This is a genomic window from Streptomyces xiamenensis, from assembly GCF_000993785.3.
Classification (GTDB): Bacteria; Actinomycetota; Actinomycetes; order Streptomycetales; family Streptomycetaceae; genus Streptomyces; species Streptomyces xiamenensis.
Genome location: NZ_CP009922.3, coordinates 4,920,574 through 4,937,724, shown reverse-complemented (window position 1 = coordinate 4,937,724; position 17,151 = coordinate 4,920,574). Strand labels below are relative to the sequence as shown.

19 protein-coding genes are annotated in these 17,151 nt (G+C 72.7%); 4 read left to right on the top strand and 15 right to left on the bottom strand.

Annotated elements, in window-relative coordinates:
* Positions 1–40: 40 nt before the first annotated feature.
* From SXIM_RS22750 to dut, 6 genes are all read right to left on the bottom strand, one after another.
* Complete coding sequence (locus tag SXIM_RS22750) at positions 41–469, bottom strand: OB-fold nucleic acid binding domain-containing protein (protein ID WP_030730342.1); 429 nt, start codon at positions 467–469, stop codon at positions 41–43.
* Between the two features lie 30 nt (positions 470–499).
* Positions 500–1,180 carry a response regulator gene (locus tag SXIM_RS22745; protein ID WP_046725003.1) on the bottom strand — a complete coding sequence of 227 codons (681 nt, stop codon included), beginning with the start codon at positions 1,178–1,180 and terminating at the stop codon, positions 500–502.
* Positions 1,155–3,764: an ATP-binding protein gene (locus SXIM_RS22740; protein WP_046725002.1), complete on the bottom strand. Its 2,610-nt coding sequence runs from the start codon at positions 3,762–3,764 to the stop codon at positions 1,155–1,157. The genes SXIM_RS22745 and SXIM_RS22740 overlap by 26 nt, the downstream gene beginning before the upstream one ends.
* A 66-nt stretch (positions 3,765–3,830) precedes the next feature.
* Positions 3,831–4,112, bottom strand: a complete 282-nt coding sequence (locus SXIM_RS22735) for a DUF6343 family protein (RefSeq protein ID WP_043177198.1) — start codon at positions 4,110–4,112, stop codon at positions 3,831–3,833.
* Between the two features lie 91 nt (positions 4,113–4,203).
* Positions 4,204–4,959, bottom strand: a complete 756-nt coding sequence (locus tag SXIM_RS22730) for a DUF3710 domain-containing protein (RefSeq protein ID WP_030730329.1) — start codon at positions 4,957–4,959, stop codon at positions 4,204–4,206.
* Between the two features lies 1 nt (position 4,960).
* Positions 4,961–5,473, bottom strand: a complete 513-nt coding sequence (gene dut, locus SXIM_RS22725; protein WP_234306823.1) for a dUTP diphosphatase — start codon at positions 5,471–5,473, stop codon at positions 4,961–4,963.
* Between the two features lie 92 nt (positions 5,474–5,565).
* Between dut and SXIM_RS22720 the strand changes: the two genes are divergently transcribed.
* Complete coding sequence (locus SXIM_RS22720; RefSeq protein WP_174864336.1) at positions 5,566–6,015, top strand: DUF3093 domain-containing protein; 450 nt, start codon at positions 5,566–5,568, stop codon at positions 6,013–6,015.
* Between the two features lie 21 nt (positions 6,016–6,036).
* Here SXIM_RS22720 and SXIM_RS22715 read toward each other — a convergent pair whose 3' ends face one another.
* The 3 genes from SXIM_RS22715 to SXIM_RS22705 all read right to left on the bottom strand — a co-directional run bounded on the left by SXIM_RS22715 (position 6,037) and on the right by SXIM_RS22705 (position 8,599).
* Positions 6,037–6,333: a DUF4193 domain-containing protein gene (locus SXIM_RS22715; RefSeq protein ID WP_030730311.1), complete on the bottom strand. Its 297-nt coding sequence runs from the start codon at positions 6,331–6,333 to the stop codon at positions 6,037–6,039.
* A 293-nt stretch (positions 6,334–6,626) separates the two neighbouring features.
* The gene (locus tag SXIM_RS22710) at positions 6,627–7,940 is read right to left on the bottom strand and encodes a sensor histidine kinase (RefSeq protein ID WP_030730309.1); all 1,314 of its coding nucleotides are present in this window, start codon (positions 7,938–7,940) and stop codon (positions 6,627–6,629) included.
* A 5-nt stretch (positions 7,941–7,945) separates the two neighbouring features.
* A complete protein-coding gene (locus tag SXIM_RS22705; protein WP_030730307.1) occupies positions 7,946–8,599 on the bottom strand; it encodes a response regulator transcription factor in 654 nt (217 codons plus the stop codon).
* Between the two features lie 338 nt (positions 8,600–8,937).
* Between SXIM_RS22705 and SXIM_RS27570 the strand changes: the two genes are divergently transcribed.
* Complete coding sequence (locus tag SXIM_RS27570; RefSeq protein WP_168222788.1) at positions 8,938–9,108, top strand: hypothetical protein; 171 nt, start codon at positions 8,938–8,940, stop codon at positions 9,106–9,108.
* Between the two features lie 121 nt (positions 9,109–9,229).
* Here SXIM_RS27570 and SXIM_RS22700 read toward each other — a convergent pair whose 3' ends face one another.
* Together SXIM_RS22700 and SXIM_RS22695 are read right to left on the bottom strand one after the other, a co-directional pair.
* Positions 9,230–10,048 (bottom strand): inositol monophosphatase family protein, encoded by an 819-nt coding sequence (locus SXIM_RS22700; protein ID WP_046725001.1) that lies wholly within the window; start codon positions 10,046–10,048, stop codon positions 9,230–9,232.
* 28 nt (positions 10,049–10,076) lie between these two features.
* On the bottom strand, positions 10,077–11,204 hold the full coding sequence (locus SXIM_RS22695; RefSeq protein ID WP_046725000.1) for a ferrochelatase: 1,128 nt from the start codon (positions 11,202–11,204) through the stop codon (positions 10,077–10,079).
* A 473-nt stretch (positions 11,205–11,677) separates the two neighbouring features.
* On the opposite strand from SXIM_RS22695, the gene sepH reads away from it, so the two are divergent.
* Positions 11,678–12,664, top strand: a complete 987-nt coding sequence (sepH, locus tag SXIM_RS22690; RefSeq protein WP_030730298.1) for a septation protein SepH — start codon at positions 11,678–11,680, stop codon at positions 12,662–12,664.
* A 228-nt stretch (positions 12,665–12,892) separates the two neighbouring features.
* Here sepH and SXIM_RS22680 read toward each other — a convergent pair whose 3' ends face one another.
* The gene (locus SXIM_RS22680; protein WP_030730296.1) at positions 12,893–13,711 is read right to left on the bottom strand and encodes a sulfurtransferase; all 819 of its coding nucleotides are present in this window, start codon (positions 13,709–13,711) and stop codon (positions 12,893–12,895) included.
* A 129-nt stretch (positions 13,712–13,840) separates the two neighbouring features.
* Between SXIM_RS22680 and SXIM_RS22675 the strand changes: the two genes are divergently transcribed.
* Complete coding sequence (locus SXIM_RS22675) at positions 13,841–14,632, top strand: VOC family protein (RefSeq protein WP_030730293.1); 792 nt, start codon at positions 13,841–13,843, stop codon at positions 14,630–14,632.
* Here SXIM_RS22675 and SXIM_RS22670 read toward each other — a convergent pair.
* Genes SXIM_RS22670 through SXIM_RS22660 form a run of 3 tightly spaced genes read right to left on the bottom strand, consistent with a single transcriptional unit; the run spans position 14,629 to position 17,110 of the window.
* On the bottom strand, positions 14,629–15,303 hold the full coding sequence (locus tag SXIM_RS22670; protein ID WP_030730290.1) for a thymidine kinase: 675 nt from the start codon (positions 15,301–15,303) through the stop codon (positions 14,629–14,631). The genes SXIM_RS22675 and SXIM_RS22670 overlap by 4 nt on opposite strands.
* A gap of 17 nt (positions 15,304–15,320) precedes the next feature.
* Entirely contained in the window at positions 15,321–16,526 is a 1,206-nt protein-coding gene (locus SXIM_RS22665) for an alkaline phosphatase family protein (protein ID WP_030730286.1), read from the bottom strand.
* A complete protein-coding gene (locus SXIM_RS22660) occupies positions 16,523–17,110 on the bottom strand; it encodes a DUF5998 family protein (RefSeq protein ID WP_030730283.1) in 588 nt (195 codons plus the stop codon). Before SXIM_RS22660 ends, SXIM_RS22665 begins: the two co-directional genes overlap by 4 nt.
* Positions 17,111–17,151: the final 41 nt, after the last annotated feature.

Below are 17,151 nucleotides of genomic sequence, written 5' to 3'. Positions count from 1 at the left end.
TCGTCCGTCCGGGGACTGCTGGTCAGGTGGGGTCACCTGGCTACTCCTTGTCGAGGGGTCGCAGCTGGTATCGGGGGTTGAACAGCACCGGACGGCCGTGCGCCAACGCGATCCGTCCGGAGGCGACCAGCTCCCGGCCGGGCACGATCCCGGCGATGGCGGCCCGGCCCAGCCAGACCACCTCGAGCCGGGCGGAGCCGTCGTCCAGCTCGGCGGCCAGGGCGGGCAGCCCCGCCACCGTACGTTCACTCACCGAGCGCAGCGTACCGGTCACGCTGACCACCGGGCGGCCCGCCGGGCCCTCGGCGCAGTCCCTGATGGGGGTGCAGCGCGCCCGCTCGGCCTCGTCGGCCGCCCGCTCGGCGCCCTCGGCGGCGGCGTGTGCCTCGGCGGCCGACCTGCCGGGCCACCACCGTGGCCGGCCCCGCCGCCTGCCGGGGTGTTCCCCGGCCCTTTCACCCGCGCTCATGCCTTCAGCGTAACGTCCCACTCCGCCCGCTCAGCGTTCGAAGCGGTAACCCATGCCCGGCTCGGTGACGAAGTGCCGGGGGTGGGCGGGGTCGGCCTCCAGCTTGCGGCGCAGCTGGGCCATGTAGACGCGCAGATAGTTGGTCTCGGTGCCGTACGCCGGGCCCCACACCTCCTGGAGCAGCTGCCGCTGGCTGACCAGCCGGCCGCTGTGCCGGATCAGGACCTCCAGCAGATGCCATTCGGTGGGGGTGAGCCGGATGTCGCGGCCCTCCCGGTGGATCTTGCGGGCGGCGAGGTCGACGGTGAAGTCGGCGGTGTGGATGACGGTGTCCTCCTCGGCGGCGGCCGGCTCCGCGCGGCGTACAGCGGCCCGCAGCCGTGCCAGCAGCTCGTCCATGCCGAACGGCTTGGTGACGTAGTCGTCCGCACCCGCGTCCAGCGCCTGCACCTTCTCGTCGGAGGTGTGCCGGGCGGAGAGCACGATGATCGGCATCCGCATCCAGCCGCGGAGCCGGGCGATGACCTCGGTGCCGTCCATGTCCGGCAGCCCCAGGTCCAGGATGACCGCGTCGGGGTGCCGCTCGTGGGCCAGCCGCAGCGCGGTGGCGCCGTCCGGGGCGGTGTCCACCTCGTACCGGCGCGCCTTGAGGCTGATCACCAGGGCACGGAGTATCTGCGGCTCGTCATCGACCACGAGTACCCGGTGCATGGGCTCCCCCCTGTTCCCCTTGTTCGGATTCTCGTTCTGCGGGTGCCCCGGCTCCCGCGGCGGCCGGGGCCGGGATGTCGGTGGGCAGGGTGAGCACCATCGTCATCCCACCGCCCGGGGTGTCCTCGGCGTCCAGGGTGCCGCCCATGGCCTCGGTGAAGCCGCGGGCGACGGCCAGGCCGAGCCCCACCCCGTTGCCGCGCGGAATGTCACCGTGCCGCTGGAAGGGCTCGAAGATCCGGCCCTTGTCGGCGTCCGGGACACCGGGGCCGCGGTCGACCACACGCAGTTCGACCTGGTTGCCCAGCGCGCTGCCGCGCACCAGCACCCGGGTGTCCGGCGGCCGGTACTTCACCGCGTTCTCCACGATGTTGGCCACCGAGCGCTCCAGCAGCCCCGGGTCGGCGGCCACCCACGGCAGCGACTCGGGGACATCCAGGTCCACGACGTCCACGGGCACCCCGGCCAGGGCCCGCAGCACCACCTCGTCCAGGCCGGTGCGGCGGATCAGCGGCCGTACGGTGCCGGTGTGCAGGCGGGACATGTCCAGCAGGTTGCCCACCAGCTGGTCCAGACGGTCGGCGCCGTCCTCGATGCTCTCCAGCAGCCCGGCGCGATCCTGCGGGGACCACTCCACGTCGTCCGAGCGCAGCGAGGACACCGAGGCCTTGATGGCCGCCAGCGGGGTGCGCAGATCGTGCGAGACGGCGGCGAGCAGCGCGGTACGGATGCGGTTGCCCTCGGCGAGCTTGTGCGCGCGGGCGGCCTCGGTCAGCAGCCGCTGCCGGTCCAGGATGGTGGCGGCCTGCGCGGCGAACGCGCTGAGCACCCGCCGGTCCTCGGCGGGCAGCACCCGGCCGGAGAGCACGAGCATGGTGTGCTCGCCCACCGGCACGTCGACGTCGGCGTCCTGGGGCCGCAGCAGCGGGCGGGGGTTGTCGGCGATGGCGGAGACACTTCCCACACAGCGCCAACGACCGCCGTCGTGATCGCGTTCCAGCAGCGCGGCGCAGTCCATGCCGAAGGTCTCCCTGGCGCGGCCCAGCAGGGCGCGCAGGGTGTCCTCGCCGCGCAGCACGCTGCCGGCGAGCACGGTGAGGGTCTCGGACTCGGCGCGGAGCCTGGCGGCCTGCTGGGTGCGCTGGGCGGACATGTCGACCACCGAGGCGACGGCCAGGGCGATGGCGAAGAAGATCACGACGGTGATCACGTCGTGGCCGCTGCCCACGCCCCATTCGCGCAGCGGTTCGGTGAAGAAGTAGTCGAGCAGCAAGGTTGCCAGCGCGGCGGAGACCAGGCCCGGGTAGAAGCCGCCGACCAGGGCGGCCAGCACGGTCACCGACAGGAACAGCAGCACGTCGCTGGCGAACTCGGCCAGCGGCCGCGGGGGCGCGGCCAGCAGCACGGTCAGCAGGGGCGGGCCGGCCAGGCCGATGAGCCAGCCGGCGACGGTGCGGGAGCGGCCGAGCCGGGCGCCCCGGGCGTTGGGCAGGCCGCGCCCGCGCGCCACCTCGGCGTGGGTGACGATGTGGACGTCGAGGTCGGGTCCGCTGTCGCGGGCGACACTGGCGCCCACGCCGGGCCCGAAGGCGTACTGCCAGGTCTTGCGGCGGGAGGAGCCGAGCACGATCTGATTGGCGTTGACGCCGCGGGCGAAGTCCAGCAGGGCGCTGGATATGTCGTCGCCGATGACGTGGTGAAAGGTTCCGCCGAGCTGTTCCACCAGGGTGCGCTGGCTGGCCAGTTCGCGCGGCGAGACGGCGGTGAGCCGGTCGGCGCGCGAGACGTGGACGGCCAGGATCTCGCCGCCGGAGCTCTTGGCGGCCATCCGGGCGGCCCGCCGGATGAGGGTGGAGCCCTCGGGCCCGCCGGTCAGCGCCACGACGATGCGTTCACGGGCGTACCAGGTGGAGCGGATGCCCTGCTCGGTGCGGTAGCGCTGGAGGTACGCGTCGACCCGGTCCGCGGTCCACAGCAGCGCGAGTTCGCGCAGCGCGGTGAGGTTGCCGGGACGGAAGTAGTGCGAGAGGGCCGCGTCCACCTTGTCCGGGGCGTAGATGTTGCCGTGTGCCATCCGGCGGCGCAGCGCCTCGGGGGTCATGTCGACCAGTTCGATCTGGTCGGCGCGGCGCACCACGGCGTCGGGCACGGTCTCGCGCTGCCGTACCCCGGTGATGGCGGCCACCACGTCGGCCAGGGACTCCAGGTGCTGGATGTTGACGGTGGAGATGACGTCGATGCCGGCGTCCAGCAGGGTGTCGATGTCGCGCCAGCGCTTGTCGTGCCGGGAGCCGGGGGCGTTGCTGTGGGCGAGTTCGTCGACGCAGGCCACGGCCGGGGCGCGGCGCAGGACGGCCTCGGTGTCCATCTCGCCGCGGCCGGCTCCCGGGGGCGGGCGGCGCGGGACGGTCTCCAGGCCGCGCAGCAGGGCCTCGGTGCGGGGCCGGTCGTGGGTCTCGACGAAGCCGACGACGATGTCGGTGCCCCGCTCGGCGCGGCGGTGGGCCTCGCTGAGCATGGCGTACGTCTTGCCGACCCCGGGGGCGGCCCCCAGGTAGATGCGCAGTGTGCCGCGGCGTGCCATGGATCCATTGTCGGTGTCCGGCCGGAAAGCACGGCCGGGCAGGTCGGTGGGGCGGGGTGCGGGTGGTCAGCGGCGGGCGGCGCGCACCTCGCGTCTGCGGCGCCTGATGATCAGCAGGTCGAGGAACGCGATCAGGGTCAGAACGCCGCAGACGACCGCCAGGGTGATGAGCGCGGGGCGTCCCGGGCTGGAGCCGGAGGTGGAGTTGCCGGCCCAGATCGCGAACAGCACGGTGGCCGCGGCGAACACCGGGATGAAGATCGTCGACAGCAGCTGGCGCAGCGGCAGATCGCTTTGGGCGGTGACCGGCTCGGTGCCGGAGCGCCGCCGCGGATCGCGGTTGTCCATGATTCGGCCTCCTCGCAGTCCCGCGGCGGGTACCCGCGAGGAGGCCGGTGACACGGACGTCCGCGGCCTCCTCGCGGCCGTCGGACCAGTGCTAGCGGACCTCGGAGATCTCCGGGCCGCGGCGCAGGTGGTCGAGGCCGCCGGCGAAGCGGGAGGTCTCGGTGGGCTCGCCCGCCGGCTCCTGCTTGACGCCGTCCGGCACCATCTGGGCGTTCTCCGGCAGCTTGAGGACGATCGGGTCGCGCGGAGCCATCGGGCCGTCGCCACGCGCCACGACCGTGTCGCGGAAGATCTGCTCCAGGACCCCGGCGGCCTGCGGCTGCACGGCACCCTGGCCGGAGATCACGCCGCGCAGGAACCAGCGGGGGCCGTCCACGCCGACGAACCGCACGGTCTGCATGCCGCGCTTGCCGTCGGGCAACTGGACGGGCACCTGCGCGCGCAGTTCCCAGCCCAGCGGGCCCTCGGTCTCGTCGATGACGCCGCCCTGCTGGGTGATGCCGGAGGCGATCTCCTCGCGCACCTCGGACCAGATGCCCTCCCGCTTGGGCGCAGCGAACGCCTGGAGCTGGACGGCGCTGTCCTTGAGGACGACGGTGGCGGCGACGATCGCGTCCCCGGCGACCTCGACCCGCAGCTCCATGCCCTGGACACCGGGGACGTACAGACCGCCCAGGTCGACCCGGCCCTCGGCGGGGCTGCCGACCTCGCTCAGATCCCAGGGCCCCTCGGGGCGGGGCGCGGGCTCCAGCTTGACCCGCCGCACCTCGGCCTCGTCGGGTGCCTCCTGCGCGGTCGCCTCGACCGCGTCCTCGGGCTCCTCGTTCTTGCGACGACGTCCGAACACGTCACTGTCCTTTCCGGCCGGCGATCCCGCCGGAGCCGACCGCAGCATAGGGGTTGTCCAGGCCGGAATGACCGCCCGTGGAGCCGAAACCCCCCGTGGCACGTACGGATTCCGGCAGCTGATCGACCTCGTGGAACCGCACGGTCTCGACCCGCTGGACGACCAGTTGTGCGATGCGGTCGAAACGTTCGAACCGCACGCTCTCCCGCGGATCGAGATTGATCGCGATGACCTTGATCTCACCACGGTACCCGGCGTCGATGGTGCCGGGGGAGTTCACCATGGACACCCCGCACCGGGCGGCGAGACCTGAACGTGGGTGCACGAAGGCCGCGTACCCCTCGGGGAGGGCCAGGGAAACCCCGGTGGGCAGGACGGCACGCTCGCCGGGGGCCAGTTCCGCGGGCTCGGTGGTGACCAGGTCGACGCCCGCGTCCCCGGGGTGCGCCCGGGAGGGGATCGGGACCTCCGGATCGATACGCCTCAGGGGGACGTCCAGGGCGGCTGGGTTCACAGGGTCACCTCGGGGAGGGTACGGCGAGCACTCACGGTGCAGACCCTACCGCCGCCCGCGACCGCCGGCGGCTGCCTGCCATGCTTGGCCGTATGAAGCCGTACGACGAACGACTGACCGTGCCCCGTTCCTGGTGGCTGATGGCCGCCGGGGTGGTGGCGCTGCTGGCCATCTCGCTGCTTCCGCTGGGCACGGCGGGGCTCATCGCCGGTCTGGTGGTGGGGGTTGCGGTGGCGGGGGTGGCGCTGAGCAGCTACGGGGCCGCGCGGATCCGGGTGGTGTCCGGTGCACTGGTGGCGGGCGATGCCCGGATTCCGCTGTCGGCCCTGGGTGAGGCCCGGGCGCTCGACGCCGATGAGGCGCGCGAGTGGCGCACCCATCGTGCGGATGCCCGGGCTCATATGCTGCTGCGCGCCTACATCCCCACGGCGGTCCGGGTCGAGGTGACGGACCCCGAGGACCCGACGCCGTATCTCTATCTGTCGACCCGGCGGCCGGATCGACTCGCCGCGGCGCTTTCGGCCCGCCCGGACGTGGCCTGACGCCTGGGTCCGGGCGGACACTCACTCGCAGTCGCGGCAGATCGGCTGACCGTTGCGCTCACTGGCGAGCTGCGAACGGTGGTGCACCAGGAAGCAGCTCATGCAGGTGAACTCGTCGGCCTGCCGCGGCAGCACCCGGACGGACAGCTCCTCGTTGGAAAGGTCCGCCCCGGGCAGCTCCAGGCCCTCGGCCTGCTCGAACTCGTCGACATCGACCGTGGAGGCCGACTTGTCGTTCCGCCGGGCCTTGAGTTCCTCGATGCTGTCTTCGTTGACATCGTCATCAGTCTTGCGTGGACTGTCGTAATCCGTAGCCATGATTCTCTCCCCCTCTGGGTTCTGTGGTCTCTCCAGCGCAGGTAACGCGGGAGGGTCGAACTTTGTGCCCGGCCCGAGGCGGAGATTTTGCCTCACATCAAGTCCTGTTACTCAATCGACACCCGATCGAACGCCTGAAGAGGTGATCATCTCCGCCCGTCGACCGGGCTCAGGGCAGCGGACAAGCCAGTAATAACCGCCGCTATCCCCGAAAAATGGGGCTTGCTTATGCGATATATCACATATGGCTTATTTCCGCTCAATGCCGACCGAGATCCCGCCCGTGCATGATCTCAGACCGGCAGGGTCACCCGCATCACGAGCCCCCCACTCTCCCGGGGCACGGCCACCACATGGCCACCGTGCGCCCTGGCCACCGAGCGGACGATCGACAGGCCGAGCCCGACTCCCTTGTCGCTGCCGGTGCGGTCCTTGCCGAGCCGCCGGAAAGGCTCGAACATATTATCGACCTCGTAGGCGGGCACCATCGGCCCGCTGTTCTCGACGATCAGCACCGCCTGTCCCGGCCGGGCTTCCGTGTCCACCCGGACCCAGCCGCCCTCGGCGAGATTGTGCCGCACCGCGTTCTGCAGCAGGTTCAGCGCCACCCGCTCCAGCAGCACGCCGTTGCCCTGGACGTACACCGGGGGCCGCACCCCCGACAGCTCCACGCCCTTGGCCTGCGCCTCGCCACGGGTCTGCTCCAGCGCCTGTCCCGCCACCTCGGCGAGGTCCACCGGCTTGCGCTCCACGATCTGGTTGTCGCTGCGGGCAAGCAGCAGCAGGCCCTCCACCAGCTGCTCGCTGCGCCGGTTGGTGGCCAGCAGCGTGTTGCCCAGCTGCACCACCTCGGGAGACGCCTGCGGATCGGAGAGCTGCACCTCCAGCAGTGTGCGGTTGATCGCCAGCGGGGTGCGCAGTTCGTGCGAGGCGTTCGCGACGAACCGCTGCTGGGCGGTGAAGGCCCGGTCGAGGCGGTCCAGCATCTCGTCGAAGGTGTCCGCCAGCTCCTTCAGCTCGTCGTCCGGACCGTCCAGCTCGATCCGCCGGTGCAGATCCGACCCGGCCACCTGACGGGCGGTACGGGTGATCCGGCCCAGCGGGGACAGCACCCGCCCGGCCATCACGTAGCCGAACGCGAACGCCGCCACCGCGAGCCCCAGCAGCGCCATCAGTGACCGCCGCAGCAGCGCCTTGAGCGCCACGTCCCGCTGGATGTCCACACAGCCCGACAGCCAGTCCTTGAACTGGTCGCTGGTGACGTTCCCCGAGATCCCCTGGCAGGAGTCGGAGGTGATCTGCACCCGGGTGTCGCTGGTGATCAGGAACGGCAGCGCGTTCCCCTTGTGCAGTGCCTCGGCCGCCAGCAGATAGATGATCGTCAGCAGCAGCATCCCGGCGAACAGGAACATCCCGCCGTACAGCAGCGTCAGCCGGATCCGGATCGTGGGCCGCAGCCAGCTGCGCTGCGGATCGGCCTCCGGCGGGTCGAAGTCGGGGCGGGGCGGCGCGGCCGGCCGTCTGGGCGCCGGACGGCCGGAGGCGTGCGGCGGCTGGGAGGGCGGTGGCGGTGGCGGCGGGGAGGAGGGCGAGGAAGCGGCGGCCATGGCGGTCAGATCCGGTATCCGGCGCCCGGCACGGTGGTGATCACCGGAGGCTCGCCCAGCTTGCGCCGCAGGGTCATCACCGTCACCCGGACGACATTGGTGAACGGGTCCGCGTTCTCGTCCCAGGCCTTCTCCAGCAGCTGCTCGGCGGAGACCACCGTGCCCTCGCCGCGCATCAGGACCTCCAGCACGGCGAACTCCTTGGGCGCCAGATGGATCTCCCGGCCGTCCCGGAAGACCTCCCGGCGGTTGGGGTCGAGCCGGATGCCGGACTGCTCCAGCACCGGCGGCAGCGCGGCCACCGAACGGCGCCCCAGCGCCCGCACCCGGGCCACCAGCTCGGTGAAGGCGAACGGCTTGGGCAGATAGTCGTCCGCCCCCAGTTCCAGGCCCGACACGCGGTCGCTGACGTCGCCCGAGGCGGTCAGCATCAGCACCCGGGTGGGCAGCCCGAGCTCCACTATCCGCCGGCACACGTCGTCGCCGTGCACCAGGGGCAGGTCGCGGTCCAGGACGACCACGTCGTAGTCGTTGAGATCGATGCGCTCACCGGCCGCGGCGCCGTCGTACACCACGTCCACCGCCATGGCCTCCCGGCGCAGCCCGGTGGCCACCGCGTCCGCGAGCAGTTGCTCGTCCTCCACGACGAGTACGCGCACGTCCTTGATCCTTCCCTCGCACAGCCCCGACGGGACCCCGACGGGGCTCCCCGCTCCATCCTGCCTCGCCCGCCGGTAAACCGGTGGTAAGGGACCCGGCCGCCCCCGGTGGCGCGCGGGCGACCCGCGGGCGAATCCGGGATGGCCTCCGGGCGGCGCGGGGACTTTTCCCGGGGCGCAGGTTTCCGGGCGGCGGGCGCCGGGGAAAAGCCCTCCAACCCCGCGATCACCCCCTGCAGGCAGCAAGCCCACGCGTGCTGCTGACCGGTCGGGCCCGCTGTGACCGCACCCACTCGGCACCTCCCCAGTGCCGCCGATCGAAGACGAGGGGGCGCACCATGGACGCGTTCACCGCTGGAATCCTGCAGCGCATCGAGAGCACCGAGTCCGATCTGTACCGCGCTCGCGCGGCAGGAGATGTGTTCACCGTGGATGTCGAGCAGGCCGAGCTGGACGACCTTCGCCGGCTGGCTGCGGAACACGGTGTGCAGGTCGGCTCCGCCGTCTGACATCGGACCGGGCGAGGGCCCCGGGAGCTGCTGCTCCCGGGGCCCTCGTTCGTGCCGGTGCCGTACGGGTGACGGTGACCGTACGGCTGCCCCCGTGCCGGTGAGGGCCGGTCCCGCGGGCTCAGTCGTGCCAGGCGCCCAGCTCCTCCAGCAGCGGCTGGAGCAGGTCGAAGACCGCCGGGGTGGCCGCCACCGTGAGCTCGCCGTCCGGGCCCTGCCCCGGGCGTCCGCCGGTACGGGCGCCGCTCTCCCGGGCGATCAGGTCACCGGCCGCCAGGTCCCAGGGGAACAGGCCGCGCTCGTAGAACCCGTCGAGCCGGCCGCCCCCGACATCGCACAGATCGATGGCCGCGGAGCCCGAGCGCCGGATGTCGCGGACCTGCGGGATCAATCGCTGGGCCAGGGCGGCCTGAGCGGTGCGCACGGCGGTCACGTAGTTGAACCCGGTGCCGATCAACGCCTGTTCGAGCGGGGCCGCCGGACGGCAGTACATCTGTTCGGGGTTGTTCCCGGTGCGCACCCGGAAGGCGCCACCGCCCCGTACCGCGTAGTACGCCTCGCCGCGCATCGGCGCCTCCACGGCGGCGGCCACCACCTCGCCGTCCAGCTCGGCGGCGATGGACACCGCCCACTGGGGCAGCCCGTAGAGGTAGTTGACGGTTCCGTCCAGCGGGTCGATGATCCAGCGCACCCCGCTGGTGCCGGTGCTGGTGCCGCTCTCCTCACCGAGGAAGGCGTCCTCGGGCCGGTGCTCGGACAGATAGCCGGTGATCAGCTTCTCCGCGGCGATGTCCATCTCGGTGACCACGTCGATGGGGCTGGACTTGGTGGCGGCCACCCCCAGATCGGCGGGCCGCCCGTCCCGCAGCAGCAGACCGGCGCGCCGCCCGGCCTCCCGGGCGAGGGCGAGCAGTTCGGTCGGGGACACGGACTCGGGCATGGGCCGGGGCTCCTTGGTGGGTCGGTGATCAGGCATAGGGGCTGTCGGCTCCCGCGGCGGCCGGGCGCGGGGTGCGGGCGGCGCAGCAGCCCACCGGGCACAGGTCGTGGCCGGGGCCCAGCGTGCCGAGCGCGCAGCGCCGCGGGGCCTCCCCGCGCTCGGTGGCGGCCCGCTCCAGCACCAGGTCGCGGACGCCCTCGACGAACCGGGGGTCGGTGCCGACGGTGGCGGAGCGCACGGCGGGCAGGCCAAGCTCTGCGGCGACCGTCAGCGCCTCGGTGTCGAGGTCGTACAGGACCTCCATGTGGTCGGAGACGAACCCGATCGGCACCATCACCACGGCGGGGGCGCCCTTGCCGTGCAGGGTGCGCAGGTGGTCGCAGATGTCCGGCTCCAGCCAGGGGATGTGCGGGGCGCCGCTGCGGGACTGGTAGACGAGCTCCCAGTCGCGGGTGACGCCGGTGCGTTCGGCCACGGCGTCGGCGATCCAGCGGGCGGCGTCCAGGTGTTCGGCGACGTAGGCGCCGCCCGGGCCGTGTCCGTCGGGCGGGCCCGAGGTGTCGGCGGCCGCGGTGGGAATGGAGTGGGTGCTGAAGGCGAGGACGGCCCCGTCCCGCACCCCGGCGGGCAGCGCGTCCAGGGCGGTGAGCACCCCGTCGGCCATGGTCTCCAGGAAGCCGGGGTGGTTGTAGTACACCCGCAGCTTGTCCACGTGCGGCAGATCCAGGCCCTCTTCGGCGAGCGTGGCCAGCGCGGCGGCGAGGTCCTCGCGGTACTGGCGGCAGCTGGAGTACGAGGAGTAGGCGCTGGTGGCCAGGGTGAGCACCCGGCGGTGGCCGTCCCGGACGATCTCGCGCAGGGTGTCGGTCACATAGGGCGCCCAGTTGCGGTTGCCCCAGTAGACCGGGAGGTCCAGGCCGTGGTCGGCGAAGTCGGCGCGCAGCGCGGCCAGCAGGTCGCGGTTGTGACCGTTGATCGGGCTGACGCCGTCGAAGAGGTGGTAGTGGGCGCCGACTTCGGCCAGCCGTTCGCGGGGGATGCCGCGTCCCCGGGTGACGTTCTCCAGAAACGGCAGTACGTCGTCCGGGCCCTCCGGACCGCCGAAGGAGAGCAGCAGCAGGGCGTCATAGGGGCGGGGGTCGGTCGCGCGATCCATGCCCCCGATCCTGCCACCCACCCGGCAGGATCGGGGGCCGAGGTTCCCCCGGGTGCCGCACAACGGTGTACTCCACCCGGGAAGACGGGGGACGGCCGGCGGGACCGGCCGCGCAGGCCATCCGATTTCACCGTCTTGGAGTGGATGACATCCGGAATGCCATGTTTTGCTCGGCGACCAACTCCCTTGTCCCGGGAGAACTTCCACGGCGCGGCGCCCCACTCCCATGGCCCAAATGGAGTAGTGTGAACATTCCTGGCCTCAGCTGCTGTCCGGACCGCTCGGATCGCCACATCCGCGCCGGTCACCACACGTGGCAAAGTGGTGACTGTGCCACAACGGACGTGTCGGGCCGTGGCCCGACACGCCGGGCGGGTCGGCAAGGTTGTGGCAGGCTGCACCCGGGCAGGTCACACTCGTCCAGCGGGAGCAGCGACGTACGTGACGTCGGCAGGCACCACCGGGAGGTCCTCGTGCCCGAACTGCGTGTCGTGGCCGTGAGCAATGACGGCACACGTCTGGTGCTCAAGGCTGCCGACAACACGGAATACACCCTGCCGATCGACGAACGGCTGCGCGCCGCGGTGCGCAACGACCGTGCGCGTCTGGGGCAGATCGAGATCGAGGTGGAGAACCACCTCCGCCCCCGGGACATCCAGGCCCGCATACGAGCCGGGGCCACGGCAGAAGAGGTGGCCCAGCTCGCCGGCATCCCGGTGGACCGGGTGCGGCGCTTCGAGGGTCCGGTGCTGGCCGAGCGCGCCTTCATGGCGGAGCGTGCCCGCAAGACCCCCGTACGGCGGCCCGGCGAGAGCGCGGGGCCGCAGCTGGGCGACGCGGTCGCCGAGCGGCTGATGCTGCGCGGCGCGGACAAGGACGCGGTGCGCTGGGACTCGTGGCGCAGGGACGACGGCACCTGGGAGGTGCTGCTGGTCTACCGGGTTGCCGGGGAGATGCACTCCGCGAGCTGGATGTACGACCCGCCGCGCCGGCTGGTGCAGGCCGTGGACGACGAGGCGCGGGCCCTGCTCGGCGAGAGCGAGGATCCGCCGGAGCCCAGCACCCCGTTCGTGCCGCGGATCGCGCGGCTCCCCCGGGAGGGCAGTGCCCCGCCCCGGCAGCAGGCGGAGAGCGAGCCGGACTCGCTGACCAGCCTGCTGGAGGCGGTGCCGAGCTTCCGCGGCGATCTGGTGGTGCCCGAGCTGACCTCGGGCGCCGAGGACCCGCCGCTGGAGGCCGAGGCCGAGGAGACAGCCGTGGAACCGGCGGCCCCGGCGGCGAGCGCCGGTTCGGCGTACGCGGATGTGCTGATGCCACGCACGGTGGCCGGTCACCGCGACCGGCTGACGGGCAGCACGGACCGGCAGGCGGAGGCGGACGGCGTCCGCCCGGGCCGCCGGGCGGCCGTCCCCAGCTGGGACGAGATCGTCTTCGGCACCCGCCGCAAGAAGAAGGACTGACCGGGGCGGGCGGCCTGTCCCCCGGACAGGCCGCCCGTTCCACCGGTACCGACGGCACGTAGGTGGTACGGGGCCGTGCAGGGCAACGCGCAAGGCCGTGCCGCCCCATCCCGATGGCACGGTGGCTGGGATCCTCTCGGCACCGGCCGTCCGCCGACCGGGACCGGTGGCACCTGCGCCGTACGGTGCCCCGGCCGGGCGACGCCCCGGGCGGACCTGCCACCGTGCTCAGCCGGGGAGCGGGCCCGTCGCCACCGGGCGGGTGGGGTCGGCCGTCCACGCGCTCCAGGAGCCGGCGTACAGGGCGGCCTCGACGCCCGCGGTGGCCAGGGCCAGCACCGTGTGCGCGCCCGAGACCCCGGAGCCGCAGTAGACCCCCACCGCTGTGCCGTCCGCCGCGCCCAGGGCCGCGAAGCGGTCCCGCAGTTCCCGGGGCGTGCGCAGCAGCCCCGAGGCCGCCACGTTCTCGGTCGTCGGCGCCGACACCGCGCCGGGGATGTGGCCTCCCACGGGGTCGATCGGTTCCACCTCGCCGCGGTACCGCTCCCCCGCCCTGGCGTCCAGCAGCAGTCCCTCGCGGGCCAGCCGGGCGGCGCTCTCCGCGTCCAGCAGCGGCAGCCCGCCGGGACGCGGCGTGAAGTCGCCGGGGGCCGGTCGGGGCACCTCGCGCGTCAGCTCGCCCTCCCAGGCGGCGAGCCCGCCGTCCAGCACCCGCACCCGCGGGTGACCGGCCCAGCGCAGCAGCCACCAGGCACGCGCCGCGGCCCAGCCCTGCCCGCCGTCGTACACCACCACCGGCCGGTCCGCCCGTACCCCGGCCCGCCGCATCGCGGCGCCGAAGTCCGCCGGGTCCGGCAGCGGATGCCGCCCCCCGCTGCCTGCCGGCCCCGCCAGCTCGGTGTCCAGGTCCACGTACACCGCGCCCGGCAGATGTCCGGCCTCGTAGGCGGGCCGTCCGGGCGGCCCGCCCAGTTGCCAGCGCACATCGAGCAGGGCGGGGGTGTGAAGGTCTGCGGCGAGCTCCGTCGCCGTGATCAGCACGCTCATACGGCCATTCTCGCGCCCGGCAGGCATGGCGAGGCGCCATAGCGGTAGGGACCTTGATCAGGGGACACTGGAAGTGAGCGGCACCGGCGTACGCCGGACCGCATCGATGAGGGTCACAAGGAGACGAGCATGACCGTAGGAACGCCGCCACCGAGACCGGGCACCCCGTGCTGGGCCAGTCTGATGGTGCACGACCTGGCAGGCAGCCAGGAGTTCTACCGGAGCCTGTTCGGATGGGAGTTCGAGGAAGGGCCCCAGCAGCTGGGCCTGTATGTCCGGGCGCTGCACGAGGGGCGTCCGGTCGCCGGGGTGGGGGAGATCGCCGCCGATCTGAGGCGTCCGTCCGCCTGGCTGCCGTACATCGCCACGGGCAACGCCGACGCCACCACCGCCATGATCCGGGACTGCGGCGGGACGCTGGCGGTCGGGCCGATGGATGCCCAGCAGGTCGGGCGGCTGGCCATCGCCGCGGATGTGTGCGGCGGCGCGTTCGGCATCTGGGAGGGGCGTACGTACCACGGTGCGCCGTTCCGGGAGACCCCGGGCGCCCCCGCCTGGACGGAGCTGATCACCCCGGAGACCTCGCTGGTCAGCAAGTTCTACTCGATGGTCTTCGGCTATGAGGCGGTGCCCACCCAGGCACTGCCCGCGGGCTCGGACCACCTGACCCTGCGGCTCGACGGCCGCTCGGTGGCCGGGATCTCCGGTGTGGGCTCCGACCTGCCGCACGACCGCGGGCCGCACTGGATGACGTACTTCTCGGTGCGCGACATCGACCGGGACGCGGTGCGGGTCGGCGAACTGGGCGGGCGGTTGCTGAAGGAGCCGCACGACACCCCGTTCGGGATCGTGGCGGCGGTGGAGGACCCGGAGGGCGCGCCGTTCGCCCTGGTGGACCCGAGCCGCCGGAAGAACGGCTAGCGGCTGCCGGTGTGGGCGCTGTCGACCGGAAGGACCTCGGGAGACAGCGCCCCCGCGCCGGCCGTGGCCGCGGTCAGCCGGCGCCGGTGATGGCGCCGGCACAGCACCTCGTAGCCGATCTCGCCGCGCGCCCCCGCCGGGTCGCCGACGTCACCGACCACCACCTGGGCGCCCTCGATCACCATCCGGCCGCCCACCGTACGGGCGTTGTGTGTCGCCCTGGCGCCGCACCAGCACAGCGCCTCCACCTGGAGCACCTCCACCCGGTCCGCGAGCTCGATCAGCCGCTGCGAGCCGGGAAAGAGCCGGGTACGGAAGTCCGTGGTGATGCCGAACGCGAACACGTCGATGCCCAGATCGTCCACCACCCGGCCCAGCTGGTCGACCTGGTCCGGGGAGAGGAACTGGGCCTCGTCCGCGATCACGTAGTCGACCCGGCCACCGGCCGTGAGGTGCTTCACCAGATGCACGTGGAAGTCGAACTTCTCGTCCGCCTCGACGGCGTCCGTCACCAGACCGAGCCGGGAGGAGAGCCGCCCCTCCCCCGCCCGGTCGTTGCGGGTGAAGATCATGCCCGACAGCCCGCGCGCGGACCGGTTGTGCTGGATCTGGAGTGCGAGAGTGCTCTTCCCGCAGTCCATCGTGCCGGAGAAGAAGGCGAGTTCAGCCACGGATCAGTAGTTTCCCGTCAGGTGCGTACTTCAAGGAGCGGAACGAACTGCTCGGCGGCCGTGAGTGAGCCGTGCATCCCGATCAGTGCGGACTCCTTGGGTTCGGTGAGCGTGGCCGTGACGGCGTGGTTGCCGGTCATCGCCACCACCACGTCGCCCATCCGGCCCGCGACGCGCGGCGGGATCGGCTCGCCCGGCGGCCCGAACCAGCCCAGCTCCACGGCCTCCTCGCGGGTGACGACCCATGCCTGATCGGCGAGCACCTCGCGCCACACGGCATGCACATCAGTGGCGGCGCCGGGCACCGCGTACAGATGGCGGGCGCGGGGCTCCCCGCCCAGCAACGCTACTCCGGCGCGCAGTTCCCAGTCCTCGTCGAAGTCGTGCCGGAACTCCTCGCCGGGCGGCACGTCCACCATGCCGTGGTCGGCGGTGATGTACAGCGCGCTGCGCGGCGGGAGTTGCTCGGCGAGCCGCTGGGCGAGCGAGTCGGCGTAGCGCAGCTGACCGCGCCATGCCTCGGAGTCCATGCCGAACGGGTGTCCCGCGCCGTCCAGTTCGGCGTAGTAGGTGTACACCAGCGTGCGGTCGGCCGCCGCCAGCCGCTGGGCCGCGACATCCATCCGCTCCCCGGCGTCGAGCCGGCCGAGGAAGGTACCGCCGCTGAGCGCCACCTGGGTGAGCGGGGTGTGCTCGAAGTGCGGTGCGGACACCTGGGAGGTGACCACCCCGGCGTCCTGCGCCCGTTGGAAGGCCGTGGGGTGCGGCTGCCAGTGGGTGGGCTCGGTCCAGGGATTCCAGCGCAGCTGGTTCATCAGGACACCGCGGTCGGGATCGCGCACCCTGTAGCCGGCCAGACCGTGCGCGGCCGGCGTCAGACCAGTGCCCACCGAGGCGAGCGAAGTGGCCGTGGTGGAGGGGAATCCGGCGGTGATGGGCGCGCCGGTGCCGCCGCGGGAGGAGGGCAGCAGGGAGGTGAGGAACGGCGCGAGATGCGGGTGGTCGCGCAGCGCCTGCCAGCCGAGGCCGTCGATGAGGAAGACGGCGACCCGGTCGGCGGGCTCCAGCTCGAAGTCCCCGCCGGCGGCACCGGACGCCAGCTCCGGGACGGCGGCGGGCAGCAGATCGGCGAGCGACCCCGCGCCGTACGCCGGGGCGGGGGCCTGCCGCGGGTCCAGGGGGACCGGGTCCGGCGCGTGCTGATGGACGGGGACGCGCGTCACCTGCCGGCCGCCGCGGTGGCCTCCGACAGCGCCTGGGCGAACTCCAGGGTCTGCCGGACGGTTTCCGGGCCGTCCCCGGCCTCGCTGATCCGCAGCGAGAGATCATCGGCGGTGGTCGAGCCCGTATAGCCGTGGTCGGCCTCGCAGTTGGGATCGCCGCAGTTGGCGGGCTCCATGTCGATCCGGGAGACGGCGCCCCAGCCGATGGTGAGCACCACCTCGCGGGGCAGGGTGCCCGGCTTGTAGGACTGCGGGTCGGAGACGACCCGGCTGAGCACCACGGAGGAGATCCGGTCGAGCTTCACGGACTCGGTCGAGGTGGTGGCGTACGGCGCGGGCGCGGTGCTGTCGGCGGACTGCTCGTCGGTGTGGCTGACGATGAACCGGGTCCCGGTCAGCACCAGGACGGTGGCGTGCCGGCGCACCTCGTTGCTGTCGAACGTCGTTTCCTGGTGCACCACATAGGAGGCCACGGCCTCCCGGCCGACGGCGGCCTCCACCGCGTCGGCGACCAGCGCCGGGTAGTAGCCGCTGCGCTCGATCGCCTCCCGCAACCCCTGTGATGTCGTACCGGTCTTCGCCATGGAGTCCATCCTACGGGGCGCCACCGACACCCATGGGCCCC